The organism is Nannocystis punicea (genome assembly GCF_026965555.1).
Lineage (GTDB): Bacteria > Myxococcota_A > Polyangia > Nannocystales > Nannocystaceae > Nannocystis > Nannocystis punicea.
In genome coordinates this window covers 9,840,274-9,855,944 of record NZ_CP114040.1, presented here as the reverse complement: position 1 = coordinate 9,855,944, position 15,671 = coordinate 9,840,274, and the positions used below count along the sequence as shown (strand labels likewise).

Genomic DNA, 15,671 nt, shown 5'->3' with positions numbered 1-15,671 from the left:
TCTCCCCGCTCAGAATACCGGCGGCGGCTTGTTGCCCGGCCGGGCTGCCAACAGCGCGACGATCTGCGCCAGCGCGTCCTCTGGGCCGTGGGCGCGCCGGATCGGCTCGCTTCGACGGTCGTCGAGGACCTCTCCGCCCAGCCGACTCGACCAGCCCTCGCCGACGTCGAGGCCGAGCACCGGCTTTCCGTGCGCCCACGCGAGCGCGATCTCGGACAGCGTCCCGGCGCCGCCTCCGACCGCCACCACCACGTCCGCGCTAGCGACCACCACCACGTTGCGCGCGTGATTGAGGCCCGTCGCAATGGCGACGTCGACCCATGGATTCGCCGCCGCCGGATCCAGCCCCGGCAGGATCCCGAGCACCGCGCCCTCGAACCATCCGCGCGCCGATCGACCGCCGCGCGACGCTGCTTCCATCACACCGGTCAAGCCTCCGGTCACCACGCGGAACCCGGCGTCCACCACCAGACGACCGAGCGCCTCGGCCGCGGCCAACACCGGCGCGGGGGCGTGGGCTCCCCCCACGATCGCAATGATGGGTCTCATCGTCCGCTCCATGGCAGGATGCTGTAGATTTTCGCGTGCCGCGCCCGGTCGGTCAGATCGACGCGGCCGCGCAGCGTCCCCCGCGACCGCTCGATCCACAGCACCGACGTCTCCGAGCCGGCGGGCGCTCGCTCCGACCAGCGGTGGCGCGGCAGACGATCGGCGCGGACCTCCGTCAACCCGACCGCGAGCGCCTCGCCGTCGATCCATAGCCCGCGGCACCACCCCCAGTGACCCGTCGACGCGAACACGTCGAACACACGCTCCGCCCTGTCTCCGGTCGACTCGGGCGCCCCCGACAGCCGCCAGATGCCGCCGTCGATCGATGTGAACCATAGCCCGTCGGCGCGCCGGAGCCCGTCATGCGGAAACGTGCCTGGCAAATGCGTGACCGTCGTCAGGCCGGTTACCTCGCGGATCGAGCCGTCGTTGAGGCAGGTGACGAGCACCCGCCCCGCGGCGACACACACGTGATTCGGGTGAAAGCGATCCGGCAGCTTCGACCGCCAGTATGGGGTCGTCACGCGCTGGGCCACCGGCGTGTGGTAGCCGTCGTCCCCGGCCTCGTGCGTCCATCCTGGCGGCGGCTCGCCGTCCCACTGCGACGCCGCGACGTCGACCTCGCGTCCGGGCGTCGATCCGGTCATTCGCCGGGCCAGCAGCCATCCGGGCGCGAGATGGTGGCTGCCGACAAAGCGCCCATCGCGTGCGAACACGTCGATCGCGTCGCTGCCCGTGTTGGCGACGTACAACCGCTCGTCGTCAGCGGCGACGTGGTGGAGGTCGTTGAAGGACGGCACGTGCAGCACCCCGTCGACGGCCCACCGGCCCGGATCGATGCGGAACACGGCCGCGTGCCCGGCGATGTAGAGCGACCCATCGGGGCCCCAACACCCGCCGGTGAAGCCGCGCGTCGGCACGCGCAGGGCAACGGGGGGCGTGTAGCGCAAGAGCAGGTCCGCGCGACCGGTCGCGAGATCGAGGCCCCACAGAGCTCCGTCGCCGCCGGCGTCGAAGTAACCCATCGTCGCCAAGACCTTCACCGCCACAGCTCCTTCCAGCGCGCGACGGCGGCCGGAATCGACGCGGCAAATGCCTCGAGCTCCGCGGCGACAGCTGGCTCGGCCGTCGCCCCGCCGAGCTCCGCCGTCGTCGCGGCGACGGCGGCGAGCGCGGCGAGGGCCTGTTTGAGGGCGGCGAGCACCTCTCCGCCGTCGTGCCACCACACCGCGCGGTCGGCTGTCCAATCGGACAGCCGCGACAGGCGCTGCCAGAAGCACGCCATCGCGTCGCGCTGCCGGCGAGTGCGCTCCGCGAGCACCGCCAGCGCCTCGACGCGCTCGCCGCTTCGGCGGACCGCGACGAGCCGCGCGAGCGTCGTGCCGCGCAGCTGCGCCTCCGCGAACCGCCGCATCGCACCCTGGGATCCCTGGGCGCCGACGAGCGGCGCGCTGTGATCGCCGGCGCGGCGGACGTGGTGCAGCGACAACGGCCCGCGCACGACGACCGTCGCCGGCTGCCCGGCCATGAGCTCTCCCCACACTGTGTCGCCGCGCCGCGTCACGATCCCGTCGCGGCAGCGCAGCGCAAGCGGCGGCGCCGCGAACAGCGCGTCGAGGTCGAAAAACAACGCATTGCCGCCGCGCGCCGTGGTCGGCACCAGCGGCGCCGCCGAGTCGTGCACGAGCAGGCGCGTACAGGGCATTCCCCACGCGAGCCCCGGCACCGCTTGTAGGTGGGCGAGGAGCGCCGCGCGCGTGTCGAGCCGCGCGCCATCGATCGACTCCCACGAGAACGCCTCGAGGTACGCCGGTCCGTGATCGCTGAGATCGTAGTGGTAATCGGTGCGCGCGCGATCCCGCCTCGTCGGGACATACCGCGCACCGGGTGACGACACCCCGGCCTGCTCGACGTGCGCCGCCAGATCGACAATCTGCGACGCCAGCATCGTGAACCCCGGCACCGGCGGACAGCCGGTCGTGCCGCCGATCAGCACGGACACTTCCGGGTGGTCTCGCCGCAGCGACGCCGCGGTCACGAGCACGTCGTCGGCCGGCCGTAGCGCGAGGCCGTCGCCCTCCACCTCCAGCCGCGAGAACTCGAGATCGTCGTCGATCATCCACACCGCCGGCGAGCCGCCGCGGGGGAGCGCGCCGAGCCCCGGCTCGACGGTGAAATGTCGCCACAGCGCCGCGACCTGCAGCGCGCGACAGGTGGCGATGCAGCGCGGCCGCGACTCGGGCGAGTCCGCCGCGAGGCCGCCCGCGACCAGCCGCGCGTGCCACTCCGCCGCCATGTCCGCGGGCACCACGATCGTCGGCAACCCCTCCGCCTGCAGCGCCGCCGCCTCCGTCGCCAGCGCGCCCGCCTGCACCCCGTTGTCGAGCGCCAGAAGGCCGACCGCGTCGGCGGCCAGCCCCGCCCGGCTACGCGCTCGCAACAGCCCGCTTCCGAGACGGGACAGCGCACTCGCGCGATCGGTGACCCCGACTGTCGCCAGCACGCGCAGCGGCTCCGCCGTCACCTCCACCGGCAGCGCCCAACTTAACGGATGGCGCCGGCGGAGTGCCGCCAGTGCCGCCAGCCACGGTGCACTCCCGAGGCCGAAGCAGCGCGCCAGCACGCGCCCGATCGCCGGCTCGTCGGCCACCATGCGCCGGCTCGTCAGCCGCCCGCTGCGATGAAACCGCTCGAGCTGGTGATCCCGGAGCGTCACCAACACGTCCGCGGTCATCCGCACCGCGCGGAGCCCGGTCATGAACGGACCGAAGCCGACGCGCGTGTGGTGCTCGCGGATGATCGCCGCGAAGGACGCGTAATCGACCGGGCGCGGGTCGAGCGTATAGACCGTCTTCCACGACCCGTCCGCGAGCCGCCGGCGGAGGCGGTGCGTCGCGCCCGCCTGTCCTTGTGGGCAGGGCCCGAACGCGAACTGCCAGCCGTACGCCGTCTGGCCGTGCTCGTCGGCGGCGAGCGGGAACGGCTGCAAATACGGGTGTCCGTTGCCGACGTCGCACACGAACAGGCCCTCCCGCAGGCGGACCACGCCGACGATGTGATCGCCGGGGGCGCCCACCGATCCCGCCGCCAGCCAGGCGTCGAAGCCGAGCGCGCGCAGCAGCGCGACGAACGGGGGCGACAGGAGGTGACACGTCCCGCCCTCGCCGCGGAGCGCGCCCTCGACGGCGGCCTCGATCGACGGCAGGCCCGGATCGGCGCCCTCGCCGGCCAGCAGGAACAGGTTGTGGAACGGCAGCGCCCGCAGGTGCGCCACCTGCAGCGCCGTCAGCCCTGCGAGATCGACCTCGACCGCCGCCACCCCGAGCCGCTCGAGGTACGCCCGTCGCGTCCGCGGCGAGAGCACCGGCAGATCACGGGTCATATTCGCCAGCCACCCGGTGAGCCCAGCGGAACAGTAGCGCTAGCTCGTCGCGGTGCAGCCCTCCGGTCCACGCCGGAATCGATTCGTCGGGGGCGTGGATCCTCGCGCGCGAGTCGTTGATCCCGAGCGCGATGTAACGCGCTCCGGGCGGCAGGTTGCGATTGAACGGGCAGCCACCTTCGACGACGTCCTTGTTGAGCCCGCGAGTCTCCGCGCGGGTCCCCAGCCTGCGGCTGCGCATCAGCAACCGCAGCCCGAGCAGCAGGCGCTCGAGCGCAGCGTCCGGCGCCTCGCTGGCGTCTGGCGCCGCGCCGATCGTGCGCGAGAGCAGCCGCAGCGTCCCGTCGGCGTGATCATGGTAGCCCGTCTCCTCGAGCCAAAGCGTCGGCCGTAGCCCCGCCAGCAGCTCCGGGAACACACGGTGGGCCAGCGGCGACCCGCGCTCCTCCTCGCCCTGAATGATCCACCGCAGCGCCGGCGCCTTGGTGAGCGTCTCCAGCGCCCACAGCCGCGTCGCCAGCGGTCCGAGGTTGTCCGCGACCCCGCGCCCCCACAGGCGCCCTTCCGCCGCGGTCAATCGATTCGGCGGATAGCGCCACGCTCGCCCGGGCTCAACCGGCGAGACGTCGTAATGCCCGTAGAGCACGAGCTCGCCGTCGAGCCCGCGAGCTCCGCGCGTGGCCGTGATGATCGGCGCGTGCCCCTCGGCCCGCCGCAGCTCGACCTCGAACCCGCGCGCGGCGAGCAACTCCGCCAAACACTGCGCGCAGGCGTCATGGTCGGCCCCCTCGGGGCGGGTGTCGAATGTCATCAGTCGGGACAGCAAGTCCAGCACCGCCGGCACGGGCGCACTCTCCCGGACGTCACCGCTCGGCTCGCCCATCAGCCCCGCGCCGTACGTCGCGTCGAGGGCCTGCGCGACCGGGCTCACCAGCACGTCCCACAGCCGTTTGTTGCTCGCCCCGTACACATCGCGCCCCGCGTGCGCCGCCAGCGCTCGATTCGACAGCACCGCATCGGCGAACATCTCCGCGAGGGTCTCCGCGGGCGGGGGCGGTGCAGCGCCGACCCGCGCGAACGCGGTCAGCAACCGGGCGTGGCGCTCCGGCGTCGTGAACAGCGGCGCCAGGGACTCGATCTTCAGGTCGCCGCGCTCCGCCGCCGCCCGCTGCGCCTCCGGTACCGCGATCCACCACGGCGCGTCCGCCTCGGCGCCGAACCCGGTCGCTGCCTGAATCAGCGAGAGGGAGCGGTGGAGCCCCTCGCGCAGGTCGCGGCTCGACGAGAACATGCTGATCGTCGTCACGGTGCCTCGCCGACGATCGGAAAATTATCGTCGTTGAACACCCCGCCCGGCGGCACGGTCACGCGCGCGTTCATCGGGTGCCACTGTGAATGCGCCGGGTCGTAGGTGCAATCCGCGTCCATGTAAATCGAGATGTACGCCCGGCGCGGGCGCTCCGACGTGTTCGCCGGCGTCGTGTGCCACGAAAGACAGTGATGAAAGATCCCCCATCCGGCCGGGACCGGGACCGCGCGCACGGCCAAGCGCCGCGGCCCCCAGTCCTTGCTATCGTTTAGGAAATCGACGGCCGGGCACTCACCCTCGCGGTGCGCGCCCGGCATGAAGTGCATGCACCCCGACTCCGGCGTCGCATCGTCCAGCGCCAGCCACAGCGATACGGCGCGCGGGGCCTGCAGCGGCCAGTACGGATAATCCTGGTGCCATGGCACGGCGCTGGACTGCCCCGGCGGCTTTGAGATCACGTGATCGTGGAACACTCGGACCCGGCGGCAACCAATCAGGTTGGCGGCCATCGCCGTGCACACCGGGTCGCGCAGCTGCTCGGCGAACGCCGGGTGGGACTCCCACAGGTTGGTCCACTGCGATACCACCCGGCAGTAGGCCGCGCGCGAGACCCCGAGCTCGGCCGACCACGCGTTCCACAGCTCGTCGAGTGCCGCGCGCAGACGTTCGACGCGTTCCGGTGGCAAAAGCGGACCGACGACGAGGTAACCCGCGGCAGCGAACGACTCGAGCTGGGCCGGATTGAGCTCCATGGCGGGACGCCAGCATATCCGAGCGCTCGCCAGGAGAAAAGCGGACTCTTGACGCCCCCGGCGGGACCCGGCAGCCTCTTTTTCACCCTTCTGGGACAGGACATGCGCGTGTCGTCACCGTCCAGCAATGCCCCTCGGCGCGTCGTCGTCACCGGCGGTCGCGGCTTCATCGGCGCCGCCCTCGTACGCCGGCTCGCCGCGAACGGCTATCCGGCGCTCCCGTTCGACCTCCACGACGGCCACGACGTCTGCGACGAGCGGGCCCTGCTTTCGGCTATCGAACCTGGCGATACCGTCGTTCACCTCGCCGCCTATGCCGATTTGTACGAAGCACGCGAGCGTCCGGTCGAGGCCACACGCATCAACGTGCTCGGCACCGCCTGCGTCGCCGACGTCGTCCGCCGCCGCCAGGGCCGGCTCGTCCTCGCCTCGACTTTGTGCGTCTACGGTAATCAGGACACTTACCCGACTCCGGAATGCGCCGTCCCCAACCCCACCGAAATTTATGCGCAGACCAAGCTCGCGGCTGAACAGGTTGTCTCGGGGATGGTGGCCAGCTTCGGACTCGACGCGGCGATCGTGCGGTTCCCGGGGGTCTATGGCCCGGGCATGCGCGAGGCCCTGGCGGTCGCCCGCTTCATGCGCGCCGCCGATGAGCGGGGTGAGCTGCTCGTCCACGGCGACGGGCGACAGACGCGCTCGCCGATGCACGTCGACGACGTCGCTGACGGTCTGGCGACCGTCGTGCGCCACGCCGGGTTCCGCGGCACCGTCAACCTCGCCGCGCCCGAGGAGATCAGCGCCCTCGACCTCGCGCGGCGGATCATCGCCCTCGCGGGGGGCGGCACGATCCGGCACACCCTCCAGCGCACCCCGCAAACCCTCCGCGAGCTTGCCGACGGTACCCACGCGGCGCGCGAGCTCGGATGGTCGCCGCGGATCTCGCTCGCCGAAGGGTTGCAATCGACGTGGCGCTGGTGGCGAGCGCAGCGCCTGGCGGGTGGCCTGAGCGACACATGACGTGTTCGCAGGAACATTCATCGTCACCAGCGCGATGCCCCCACCAGAAGCGCTACGGTGGCGTGGTTGTCGGAGTGACCTGGAAGCAGGCTGGTCCACGCGACAGCCACGCAGCTCCTCGGTCAGCGAGCCGGGCAGCTTGCCCAGAATGGTACTGCTCGCGGTCCGAGGACGCCTTCGGCAGCGCCTCTCTTCTCGTCGATCTCGATCGAGCGCTGCGACGGGTTTGCGGCCTTCCGCGCCGTCGTCATTGCGCGGTACAGTCGTCGCGGCCGGCCCTAGTTCCTCCCTTGGAGGCCAAAGCATTTTTTGGCAAAAAACGTACTGGCGATACTGGTCATCCGACCATCGACCTCGTGACCGTTTCCTTTATTGGCTAAGGCTTTTTCAAAGAGAACCTTGAGCTGTGCAGGTGAGGCGTCTGGATTCTCTCTCAAGATTCGCTTGAGGTCGCTTGACACGCCCTTCACGGTCACCAAGTCCAACTCAAGGAGGGCCATGGCCAGCAACTCGTCTCCGTCTTCGACATCCACGAATTTCAAGAGGCGATCGATAAACAACCTCTTTTCTCCTTGGGCTGAAGCTCGAATTTGGCCGACCAACCAAATCCGACGCAACTCTTTTATGCTAAGGCGATTGAAGTTTTTCCCCGGGAGTGAGCCTTGAGCGAATCTTGGAGTGCCTCAAGAGTCTGGGGAACGGCTTCAATAATCCACTTCAAGTCTCCAGTCCTAACCGTGGGGGGGGAGACTACGGCCGCTGTGAACGCGGGATTGCCGCGCGAGACGCAAGATCCGCAATAATCAGAATAGTGAGGCTCCCTGGCAAGGCTTGCCATCACATCGTGGACATCTTTCCATTGGCTGGGGGTAAGGTTGTCGGAGTCGACATTCTTGAGATGCGCAAGCCTACCGCCTGGTGCAAATTCCTTCTCAAGAGCTGTTTTGAGGGTAGCGCCATTCAGAGCACCTTCGCCGCCGGTCTTCAATCTCTTGAGCACTCTTTTACCGATGCTGGTCAGCTCTTCGAGCCCCAACCGGACGGCGCTGGCGTGGACATTGAAGCTGCAGAGAAGCACGCAACTGAGGCCCAGGTATTTCAAGGCGCGTTTCAAAGTGCAGACTCCTGCTGGGTTGTCGGTTCTCCATTCTAGCGCGCGGCGAGCAGATTTCACGGCCCCCCCGGGGGGGGACCTGAGGCCGAATGGACATGCCACATCTGGGGGCAATCGGCACCAGGCCTCGCTTCGCTAGCGTGACGTGAAGACGTCGGCGGCGAGGCGCGCCCGCGATCGTCGAAGGCTCTCGTCGTCGATCTCCGAGGGCGCTTACGCTTAGTAGATCGGGGCCCGAGCCCGTCAGTACGCGGTCCGCCGCATGATTATGAACCCCGTCCGGGAACTGGCATGGCAATTCGCTAGATGAGGAACTGCGGCGGTCCGAACCGCGTTCTTTGGACAGCGAGCTCGACCTTCTGGCACACAAATGCCTACGCCCGCTGGCCCGCGTATGGGCCGCCGAGGTAGTTGCCGCCGTCCGAGTTGTCGGCCCACTCGGGCAGGTTGTCGACGGGCTTGGTCGCCATGACCTGCGCCTAGTCGCCCGTCGCGTCGACTTCAAGAGCCGCGCCTAGCTCTTGCCGCTCCGGTCCGGGGACGTCGGTCCAGAGCAAGGTCTTCTCTTCGCATTCTCCTTCAAAAACCTCAAAGCCGGTCTCTGGCTTAGGAATCCAGACCTGGTTTCTGGGCGAATATCCTAAGCTCCCGATCTCGCAGTCCGTGCTCTGACCCGGCCCGATCACAAAAGGAACGCCAGCCTTGAGCTGACAGATCCTAACTTTCTTCCCCGAGTTCCACTCTTTACAAATAACGTTTTTGCTTCTATACTCACTCAAGGTTTCTTCCATCGGCATTTCTAACGACCACCACCCGCTAGATTTGCCTGCCGGGAAGCCGAATACACGATACACCTTTAGTCCACCGTTAGAGATAAACACCCGTCCGGCACACAGCCCCCCTCGACCAGCAGGGCGAATTGCACAACGGCCATAACGCTTTACCGAAGCGTGGTCTTCGGCCGGCGTGGCACCATACACATCGGACACCACGTCATTCACACACAGGTCGGTCGCCAGATGCGCTCCAATCGCACCAACCATCACCACATCAATACAATTGTCGATATCACCATGAGCATCTCGGCCAGGGAGAACCATTGCGGCCAAGAAGCCACTCATCGCGCACAGAGTTAGACGCCATGCTTTCATAAAGCAAGAATATCCCGTCCGGGCCCGCTCAGCAAGCCCGCTCTCAGCGGGCTATGACCCATAGTCATCAAAGACTACCGCAAATTATGCTTCAGAGGGCGCAGAGCCGCGCGTACTCGCAGAACGAAAGCGAGCCCGCGGACCGGCAGGTCGAGCAGCTCGACCTGCCCCATCGCCTGCTGGGCCGTCGCCAGCGGGACCCGCTCGGCCGAGCAGCGGCGCGATGAGCTGCAGCAGCGCCGGCTCGGCTTCCAGCACGGTGATGACCCAGGCCTTCGGGTAGAACGGCGAGAACTTGATCGTCGGCTTGCCGCCGACGACCTTGCGCACGATGTACATCAGCTGCGTCGAGGTGCCTGCGGTGCGGAGCGCCAGCATGCGGGTCAGGATCGCCTGCCGGTACTGCTCGTCGCCCATCGCGTTGCGGGGCACGTTGATGAGCGGCCCCCAGTGCTGGTCGAGGTGGTAGCCCGGGCAGGTGAGGATGGTAGTGCGCGCGACCGCGGTGGCGCCCGCCTCAGCCCCGGCGCCCGCGCGGCCGGACCGACGCGAGCGGCAGCCGCCTGGGCAGCTTTCGCACCCAAATCATCCGATCGTGGCACGCCGCCTTGCGGCGACGGAGCCAACGAAGCCGGATGAACTGGGCGCGCACCACGCCTTTGAGGCATCCACGTCGGCCGCCGCTCTCAGTTCGGCGTTCAGGATGCACCTGTATGCCGCGACGACCATCGACGGCCGCGGCCGCAAGCAACTCATCGAGTCCTACGGCGCGGCGCCCCTGTACTTGCCGCCTACTCTCCCGACCTCAGCCCCGATCGACTTGGCCTGGTCGAAGATCAAGGCGTTGCTGTCCGTTCGTATCTCGGAACGGAGCCGCCCTCTTACGCCCTTCGCTGTCTAGGGCAACAACCCAATCTTCTCCTTCCTTCCTGAACAAGAGACGGAACTCCGTAAGGGGGATCTTGTCGTGGGCCGTGAGAACAGCCGCCAATACTTCATCCAATGTTTCGGTTCCAGTAAAGTTCATTATCCGGATCTCCTGATGATCCTGCTCCGGACTGGTGTCGGGGTCCGGACGACGTGCCCGGCGTAGCCAGAATGGCGGCGCTCATCGGGTGCGGCAACTCTGCGAGCAGTCTTCATCTTGTGAGGATGCTTTTTTCCAATTGCGCAAATTTGCGCAGAGCCTTTACCGAAACTTGAAAGCCCCACCTATGGGAACGAAAGAATGCTCGTTTTCGAGCAGGGTTGCGGTGCGAAGTCGGGTTTGTCCACGATTCGAAATCGGCTATGGAAGCGGCGAAGCGACGGTCGAGGCTGGCGCATGCGTGTTTTCGCTCCTTGATCCCTGAGCCGACCCGGGAGAAGCTCGACCGCCGCTCGGCCCTTATGGTGTACCGTCTGAACATGCACGTGTGCCCGTTGGTGCAAGGGACCCGAACAACCACCCGAACGAGGAGATAGCGGCGTGACCTTCACGGCATCCGGAGCACGTCGCACAGGCGACGAGTATCAAGATCTTCAGTCGGCCGAAGTCCTTGTTCAATGGCTGGAACAACCAGAACGCTACCGCTGGGTCCGCCTGGAGACGATGGACGGCTCACTTGACGACATTCAAGCGGAACTCCGCGACGGCACCCATCGCATGTTACAGGTGAAGTTCGGCACTAACCCTGCGGTTCCCTGGGATTGGGAGGCATTGACGACACGGGAGAAGGGAACCAAAGGCCCGAAGCCCTCGCTACTGCAGAAGTGGAAGACCTCGCTCGATGACGCCAGGCGCGACGGCAAGCTGCGCTATGGCACATCCCACCCCTCATCCCACAAAGCTTCGCCGTGCCGGACGATTACGTCGCTCCCCAGGAATGGAGCGACCGCGAAGTTTGGCCCCGGATCTCGAGTAGCGAGGAGCGTGTCGTCGTAGTCACGGGCAGCCCTGGGGCCGGAAAGAGTACGTATCTCAGCTGGCTGGTTGGCCGCCTTCACGACGCTGGCGTGCCGGTTGTGCGACACCACTACTTTCTTTCGCTTACCGATCCCACCCGGTTCCGAACCGCATGCGGCACGGCCGCCGAGGCGCTCCTCGGACAGTTGCGTACGTCGTACGCGCAGCTCGTAGCAGGAACCGACAGTGCGAACCCCGTGGCGGAAAGATTGCCGCAGTACCTGGCGTCCGCGGGTCTCGGGCGAGCCGGTATGAGCCCATTGGTCGTCATCGTCGACGGACTCGATCATGTTTGGCGCGACACTGGGAGTGCGGACGAACTTCGCCGTCTCTTCGACCTACTTCTGCCAATCCCAGAGGGGGTCGTCCTCGTCATCGGAACTCAGGCCGTCGACATGGCGCTCATTCCGCCGAATCTGCGCGAACATTGCCCGCGCCAGCGATGGCTGGAGGTTCCACCCCTTAGCCTGAGTGAGGTTCGCAAATGGATCGAGTACTATACGGACGAACTCGGTTTGCCGGGCCCTGAGCACTCATCAGAATGGATGCTCGACGAACTGGCTGCTGCTTTCAACGACACGGCAAGCGGTCACCCACTGATCCTGCATTACACTCTGAATGCCGCCCGAGAGACCGGGGTCGGACTCCGTCCCGCCCGAGTTCGGGCGCTCCCTCGATTCGAGCCAAACAGCCCTGTAGCGAGTTACTATCAGCGACTTTGGGACAACATCACCCCGGAGGGCCACCAACTGCTCCACCTGCTCGCCAAATTCGATTGGGCCTGGCCCCGTAATGGCCTGATACAGTGTCTTGCCACCCAGGGCGACATCCCACGCCTTGAGCATGCCGAGCGTTCGGTCCGGCACGTACTCGGAGCATCACGAGCCGGTACGACTGCCTTCCACGAGAGTTTGCGCGCCTTCGTCCGGGCCCTCCCCGAACACCAAGCGGCTTCGGAGGCGCTTCGCCCACGCGTGATCGCATGGATCGAGACTAATGCACCCGAGTACTGGCGATGGCGACACGCGTGGGAACTGCGGGCCGAAGCCGGGGACAACCAGACCCTGATCTCGTCCGCCACACTCGATTGGTGTGTACAATCGCTGGTCGCCGGCCGTAGCCGCGCCGATATTGCCGGTGTGGTGGCTGCGAGCGGATGGGCCGCCCTCGAGTCGGGCGATCTGGGAAAAGCGACAGAGCGGCACTACCTTGACGACTACCTGCACGCCGCTGCCGATGCGACCGACGTCCTCGGAAGACTAACCTGGCAGGCGCTGCGAGCGTGCGAGCCGCGCAACCTCAACCTTGAACTCAACCTGTTCGCGTCCCGCCGGAGCAAAGCGTCTGTTGATGAAATCGTGGCAGCCTCTGAGGTGGCCTTTCAGGCGGAAAAGCTCGACATCTGCCGCGAGCTATTCCTCGGCTGCGCAGATCTCTGGCGCACTTCCGCTTATCATGGAAATCGTGCGGACGGCTCGTTGGCGCTTCTCGAGCAGCGTTTACCGTCGTTGCTGGCGGCAATCCTCGACGACCCAGCGGAGGGACCATTCCGGCGCCACCTCGGGAGCTACGATGAAGAGCCGAGGTGGTGCTCTTCCGAACGCTACGTGAGGGCGCTCGCCGTACACTGCATCGTTGGAGGGCCCACCCAGCCGCAGCGGGAGGAGCTCCGGTTCTTGGCCAATCACCCAAGGGGCGCGCCGTCGGAGGCCGCCGACGAGATTGTGAGGCTCGGCTGCCGGGAAGGCTTCGATCCCGATCGCTGGATCAACACCCCACAGGCCCGACAATCTGGGCTCTTCCGCTGCCACCGATCGTGGGTGGGGCGCGCGAAGGCGACCACGATGGACTTGCCCCGTGCGCTATCGTTCGCTGAAAGCGGCGATGAGCCTCGCCGCGAAGAGAGCAAGTTCGTAGAACGAGCGCGCAGCTACTTCTTCGCGTGTCTCGCCTGCGCTATTGAAGAGCGCGAGCCGCCCGAACCGACAGGTCTCAGGCCGAGCGCAACCGAGGTGTCGTTGTTTCTGTCCTTGCTCGGCGAACTCGCCGAGGCAGGCGCGTCCGCCGCTGTCGCAGAGGAGGGGGGTGGCGCTGCCTGGTGGCTTGGCCGGCTCAAGGCCATCGAGCCGTTCTTTCTCGAAGTCCGCGGTTTTGAGAACCATCTAGGCCATGTCCGAAATCGCGCATGAAGCACGCAGGCGCAGGTAGCGGTGGATAAACGCCAGTTTAACCATCGCACCGAAGTTAATGGCTTTCTTCTCGAACCGGGTAGCGATCCGGCGTGACTCCTTGAGCCAGCCGATGAGGCACTCGATGATGCTTCGACGCCGGTACACGGCCTTGTCGAATGCGACAGGTCGAAGGGAGCGGTCCTCGTTCTCCTTACTCGGGATTACGGGCTTGATGCCGAGCTTCAACAGGTACTGGTCGACCCAGTTCGCTCGGTAACCCTTGTCGCCGGCGAGCGCGACGGGCCAAGCCATCGGTGTCCCGTGCTCGTCGTGCAGAGTCTCATCGGCGCCGCAGAGCAAGGTGTCGACCATCGTCTGGTCGTGGATCTGGCCGGCGCTGAGATGGAAGTGGAGGGGGTGTCCGTGTGCGTCACACAGGATGTGGATCTTCGTGCCCCAGCCACCCCGGGAGCGCCCCAGCGCGTGATCCTTCGGTTCTTCTGGGTTCGTCGATTTTCCCCCCGCCGCTGCTGCAGCGAGCCGCGCGGATCGACGTGCCGTCGATGCACCAGAGCTCAGCGGGGGGGTCGTCATGCGAAACCACGCAGCTGCGGAGTCGTCGCAGCACCTCGTCGAACGTCCTGTCTTGGTTCCACTTGTTGAAGAAGTCCCACGCGGTCGACCATGGACCGAACTCGATCGGAAGATCACGCCACGGCGCTCCTGTGCGGAGCACCCAAAAGATGGCGTTCAGGATCGTCCGGCGATCTCTCGCGCGCCGTCCCGTCTTGCAGTTGCGAGTCGGAAACAGGTCCGCGATCAGGTTCCACTGGTCGTCCGTGAGCTGGTGGCGGGGAACGCGGGGCGTCATGTCCCCGACCAGATCAAGAAATCCCGATGTCTCCAAGAAACTGGCGTTTTCGGGATTTCGGACATAGCCTAGTACGGCCGGAGCAGGTGAGAAAGGTCGTCGTCGCAATCGCGCAGGATCTGGAGGATCTCTACTATGCGGTAACCAAGCACTGGTCCATCAACAATGGGGTCATTGAGGCGGCTCTCGCTAGCGGCTGGACGTCCACGCGTGCGTGGATCGACGATCGCGTCGAGCGCAGACTGCGAATGGGCGACTCCGACGCAGCGAAGCTCTTAATCGCCCACGAGCGTACCCGCCTGGCGAACGGCAGGGATTTCTTGCACACCAGAGCGGAAGAGTACGCGATTCTTGCGCAGTTTTGCACCATCCATCACGAGCCGCGTGAGGAGGTTCAAGCCATCGCATTTCTCGCTGCGCGCAATCATATCACAAAGATCTCGTCCTGAGGGACGTACTCGAGAGCGTGCGGACAGCGCCAAACGCGAACCAGAACCGCACCTTGCCGCGTCTGGCGGCGATCTCCCCGGTGGTGCAGGTGATCAATGAGATCACGGACCGGGATCACACGCGATACCTCCCTGGCGAGTTGGCTGAGTTGCTTGAGGAGGTCGCTTGCGAATCACTTGTGCCGTACCTGAGAGCGCTTCAGCGCGAGAATCATCACTGGGACGTGGAGTCATACTTCACCCGCTGGGCGAGGCAGGGTCCGTTGACGTCGGCGTACGATAAGGCGCTGGGGCAAATCCTCGTTCACGAGGAGGCATTGCAAGCACTTCAGGGGCGTGCGCAAGGAGGCGACCTCGCGGCACGGGACATCCTCGCAAGGATACTCGCGTTCTGCGGTCGGGAGGCCGTTTCCATGGAGGGATCGGATCGAGGGTCGGACCGACTCGAGGATGACCACGGGCAGCGGCGGTTGCCCGACCCAGCGGAATATTCGCCGCCGAGACTGTCCGAATTCATAAAAGCAGTTCACGACGCGCGGGACTTCGGTGACGATCACATCGCGGCCTGGACAACCTATTGGCATCGCGTAGATCCCGACGGACTGCTCGCGGCTCTCACCGAATACAGGAACACGCACGGTCGCCCGCACGAGAGGCAGACCCCGAAGCTCGTCGTCGAATTGGCGCGCGAGCGGAGGGGCCCGGCAGCGGCCTGGGAGTGGTTGGTCGCGTACCACGACGCCTTGTACGGATGGCAACTGTACATGTACTCGCTCAGCGAGATACGGTGGATCTGGGATATGATTTACAACCATTTCCCGACGAGGTGGTTAGAGTTCATCGCGCAAACGGCGCGTCCGCATTGGCGGAGAATTGACGGCGCACCTAGCCCGGATTTCTCACCACGGGAAGGAATTCCGGCCGTACTTCCCGAGTTCGAGCGGGTGTGAAACGATTG

General features: G+C 66.3%; 16 protein-coding genes and 1 pseudogene. 7 read left to right on the top strand and 10 right to left on the bottom strand.

What is annotated here, in order from left to right:
• Nucleotides 1-9: 9 nt before the first annotated feature.
• From O0S08_RS37700 to O0S08_RS37680, 5 genes are read right to left on the bottom strand one after another with little or no spacing between them, the layout of a single operon-like run.
• Nucleotides 10-561, bottom strand: coding sequence for a TIGR00725 family protein (locus tag O0S08_RS37700; protein WP_269034304.1), 552 nt, complete (start codon nt 559-561; stop codon nt 10-12).
• Nucleotides 546-1,592: an NHL repeat-containing protein gene (locus O0S08_RS37695; protein WP_269034303.1), complete on the bottom strand. Its 1,047-nt coding sequence runs from the start codon at nt 1,590-1,592 to the stop codon at nt 546-548. Before O0S08_RS37695 ends, O0S08_RS37700 begins: the two co-directional genes overlap by 16 nt.
• On the bottom strand, nt 1,589-3,931 hold the full coding sequence (locus O0S08_RS37690) for an arylamine N-acetyltransferase (RefSeq protein WP_269034302.1): 2,343 nt from the start codon (nt 3,929-3,931) through the stop codon (nt 1,589-1,591). Before O0S08_RS37690 ends, O0S08_RS37695 begins: the two co-directional genes overlap by 4 nt.
• Nucleotides 3,921-5,237, bottom strand: coding sequence for a M20/M25/M40 family metallo-hydrolase (locus O0S08_RS37685; RefSeq protein WP_269034301.1), 1,317 nt, complete (start codon nt 5,235-5,237; stop codon nt 3,921-3,923). The genes O0S08_RS37690 and O0S08_RS37685 overlap by 11 nt, the downstream gene beginning before the upstream one ends.
• Complete coding sequence (locus O0S08_RS37680) at nt 5,234-5,992, bottom strand: phytanoyl-CoA dioxygenase family protein (RefSeq protein ID WP_269034300.1); 759 nt, start codon at nt 5,990-5,992, stop codon at nt 5,234-5,236. Before O0S08_RS37680 ends, O0S08_RS37685 begins: the two co-directional genes overlap by 4 nt.
• A gap of 48 nt (nt 5,993-6,040) precedes the next feature.
• Here O0S08_RS37680 and O0S08_RS37675 point away from each other — a divergent pair, with 48 nt between their 5' ends.
• Entirely contained in the window at nt 6,041-7,012 is a 972-nt protein-coding gene (locus O0S08_RS37675) for an NAD-dependent epimerase/dehydratase family protein (protein ID WP_269034299.1), read from the top strand.
• A gap of 278 nt (nt 7,013-7,290) precedes the next feature.
• On the opposite strand, the gene O0S08_RS37670 is transcribed toward O0S08_RS37675, so the two are convergent.
• On the bottom strand, nt 7,291-7,629 hold the full coding sequence (locus tag O0S08_RS37670; protein ID WP_269034298.1) for a hypothetical protein: 339 nt from the start codon (nt 7,627-7,629) through the stop codon (nt 7,291-7,293).
• Between the two features lie 227 nt (nt 7,630-7,856).
• On the opposite strand from O0S08_RS37670, the gene O0S08_RS37665 reads away from it, so the two are divergent.
• Complete coding sequence (locus tag O0S08_RS37665) at nt 7,857-8,165, top strand: hypothetical protein (RefSeq protein WP_269034297.1); 309 nt, start codon at nt 7,857-7,859, stop codon at nt 8,163-8,165.
• Nucleotides 8,166-8,605: 440 nt separating this feature from the next.
• Here O0S08_RS37665 and O0S08_RS37660 read toward each other — a convergent pair whose 3' ends face one another.
• Complete coding sequence (locus O0S08_RS37660; RefSeq protein WP_269034296.1) at nt 8,606-9,247, bottom strand: hypothetical protein; 642 nt, start codon at nt 9,245-9,247, stop codon at nt 8,606-8,608.
• Nucleotides 9,248-9,361: 114 nt separating this feature from the next.
• Nucleotides 9,362-9,709: a hypothetical protein gene (locus O0S08_RS37655; protein WP_269034295.1), complete on the bottom strand. Its 348-nt coding sequence runs from the start codon at nt 9,707-9,709 to the stop codon at nt 9,362-9,364.
• Between the two features lie 163 nt (nt 9,710-9,872).
• On the opposite strand from O0S08_RS37655, the gene O0S08_RS37650 reads away from it, so the two are divergent.
• The 3 genes from O0S08_RS37650 (at nt 9,873) to O0S08_RS37640 (ending at nt 13,411) form a co-directional block, all read left to right on the top strand.
• A complete protein-coding gene (locus O0S08_RS37650; protein WP_269034294.1) occupies nt 9,873-10,178 on the top strand; it encodes a hypothetical protein in 306 nt (101 codons plus the stop codon).
• 567 nt (nt 10,179-10,745) lie between these two features.
• Nucleotides 10,746-11,201, top strand: a complete 456-nt coding sequence (locus O0S08_RS37645; RefSeq protein WP_269041966.1) for a hypothetical protein — start codon at nt 10,746-10,748, stop codon at nt 11,199-11,201.
• Nucleotides 11,114-13,411, top strand: coding sequence for an ATP-binding protein (locus O0S08_RS37640; RefSeq protein ID WP_269034293.1), 2,298 nt, complete (start codon nt 11,114-11,116; stop codon nt 13,409-13,411). Before O0S08_RS37645 ends, O0S08_RS37640 begins: the two co-directional genes overlap by 88 nt.
• On the opposite strand, the gene O0S08_RS37635 is transcribed toward O0S08_RS37640, so the two are convergent.
• Nucleotides 13,385-13,987: an IS5 family transposase gene (locus tag O0S08_RS37635; RefSeq protein WP_269034292.1), complete on the bottom strand. Its 603-nt coding sequence runs from the start codon at nt 13,985-13,987 to the stop codon at nt 13,385-13,387. The genes O0S08_RS37640 and O0S08_RS37635 overlap by 27 nt on opposite strands.
• Before the next feature lie 16 nt (nt 13,988-14,003).
• Nucleotides 14,004-14,264 (bottom strand): annotated as a pseudogene (locus tag O0S08_RS51445) (transposase); the annotation flags it as partial.
• Between the two features lie 86 nt (nt 14,265-14,350).
• Between O0S08_RS51445 and O0S08_RS37630 the strand changes: the two are divergent.
• Nucleotides 14,351-14,713: a hypothetical protein gene (locus tag O0S08_RS37630; protein WP_269034291.1), complete on the top strand. Its 363-nt coding sequence runs from the start codon at nt 14,351-14,353 to the stop codon at nt 14,711-14,713.
• 89 nt (nt 14,714-14,802) lie between these two features.
• Entirely contained in the window at nt 14,803-15,663 is an 861-nt protein-coding gene (locus tag O0S08_RS37625; RefSeq protein ID WP_269034290.1) for a hypothetical protein, read from the top strand.
• The last annotated feature ends 8 nt before the right edge of the window (nt 15,664-15,671 follow it).

What these genes read in the sequence shown, in the direction of transcription:
- O0S08_RS37690 (WP_269034302.1), bottom strand. Translation starts at nt 3,931, where the DNA reads ATGACCCGTGATCTGCCGGTGCTCTCGCCGCGGACGCGACGGGCGTAC.
- O0S08_RS37660 (WP_269034296.1), bottom strand. Translation starts at nt 9,247, where the DNA reads ATGAGTGGCTTCTTGGCCGCAATGGTTCTCCCTGGCCGAGATGCTCAT.
- O0S08_RS37635 (WP_269034292.1), bottom strand. Translation starts at nt 13,987, where the DNA reads ATGACGACCCCCCCGCTGAGCTCTGGTGCATCGACGGCACGTCGATCC.
- O0S08_RS37700 (WP_269034304.1), bottom strand. Translation starts at nt 561, where the DNA reads ATGGAGCGGACGATGAGACCCATCATTGCGATCGTGGGGGGAGCCCAC.
- O0S08_RS37680 (WP_269034300.1), bottom strand. Translation starts at nt 5,992, where the DNA reads ATGGAGCTCAATCCGGCCCAGCTCGAGTCGTTCGCTGCCGCGGGTTAC.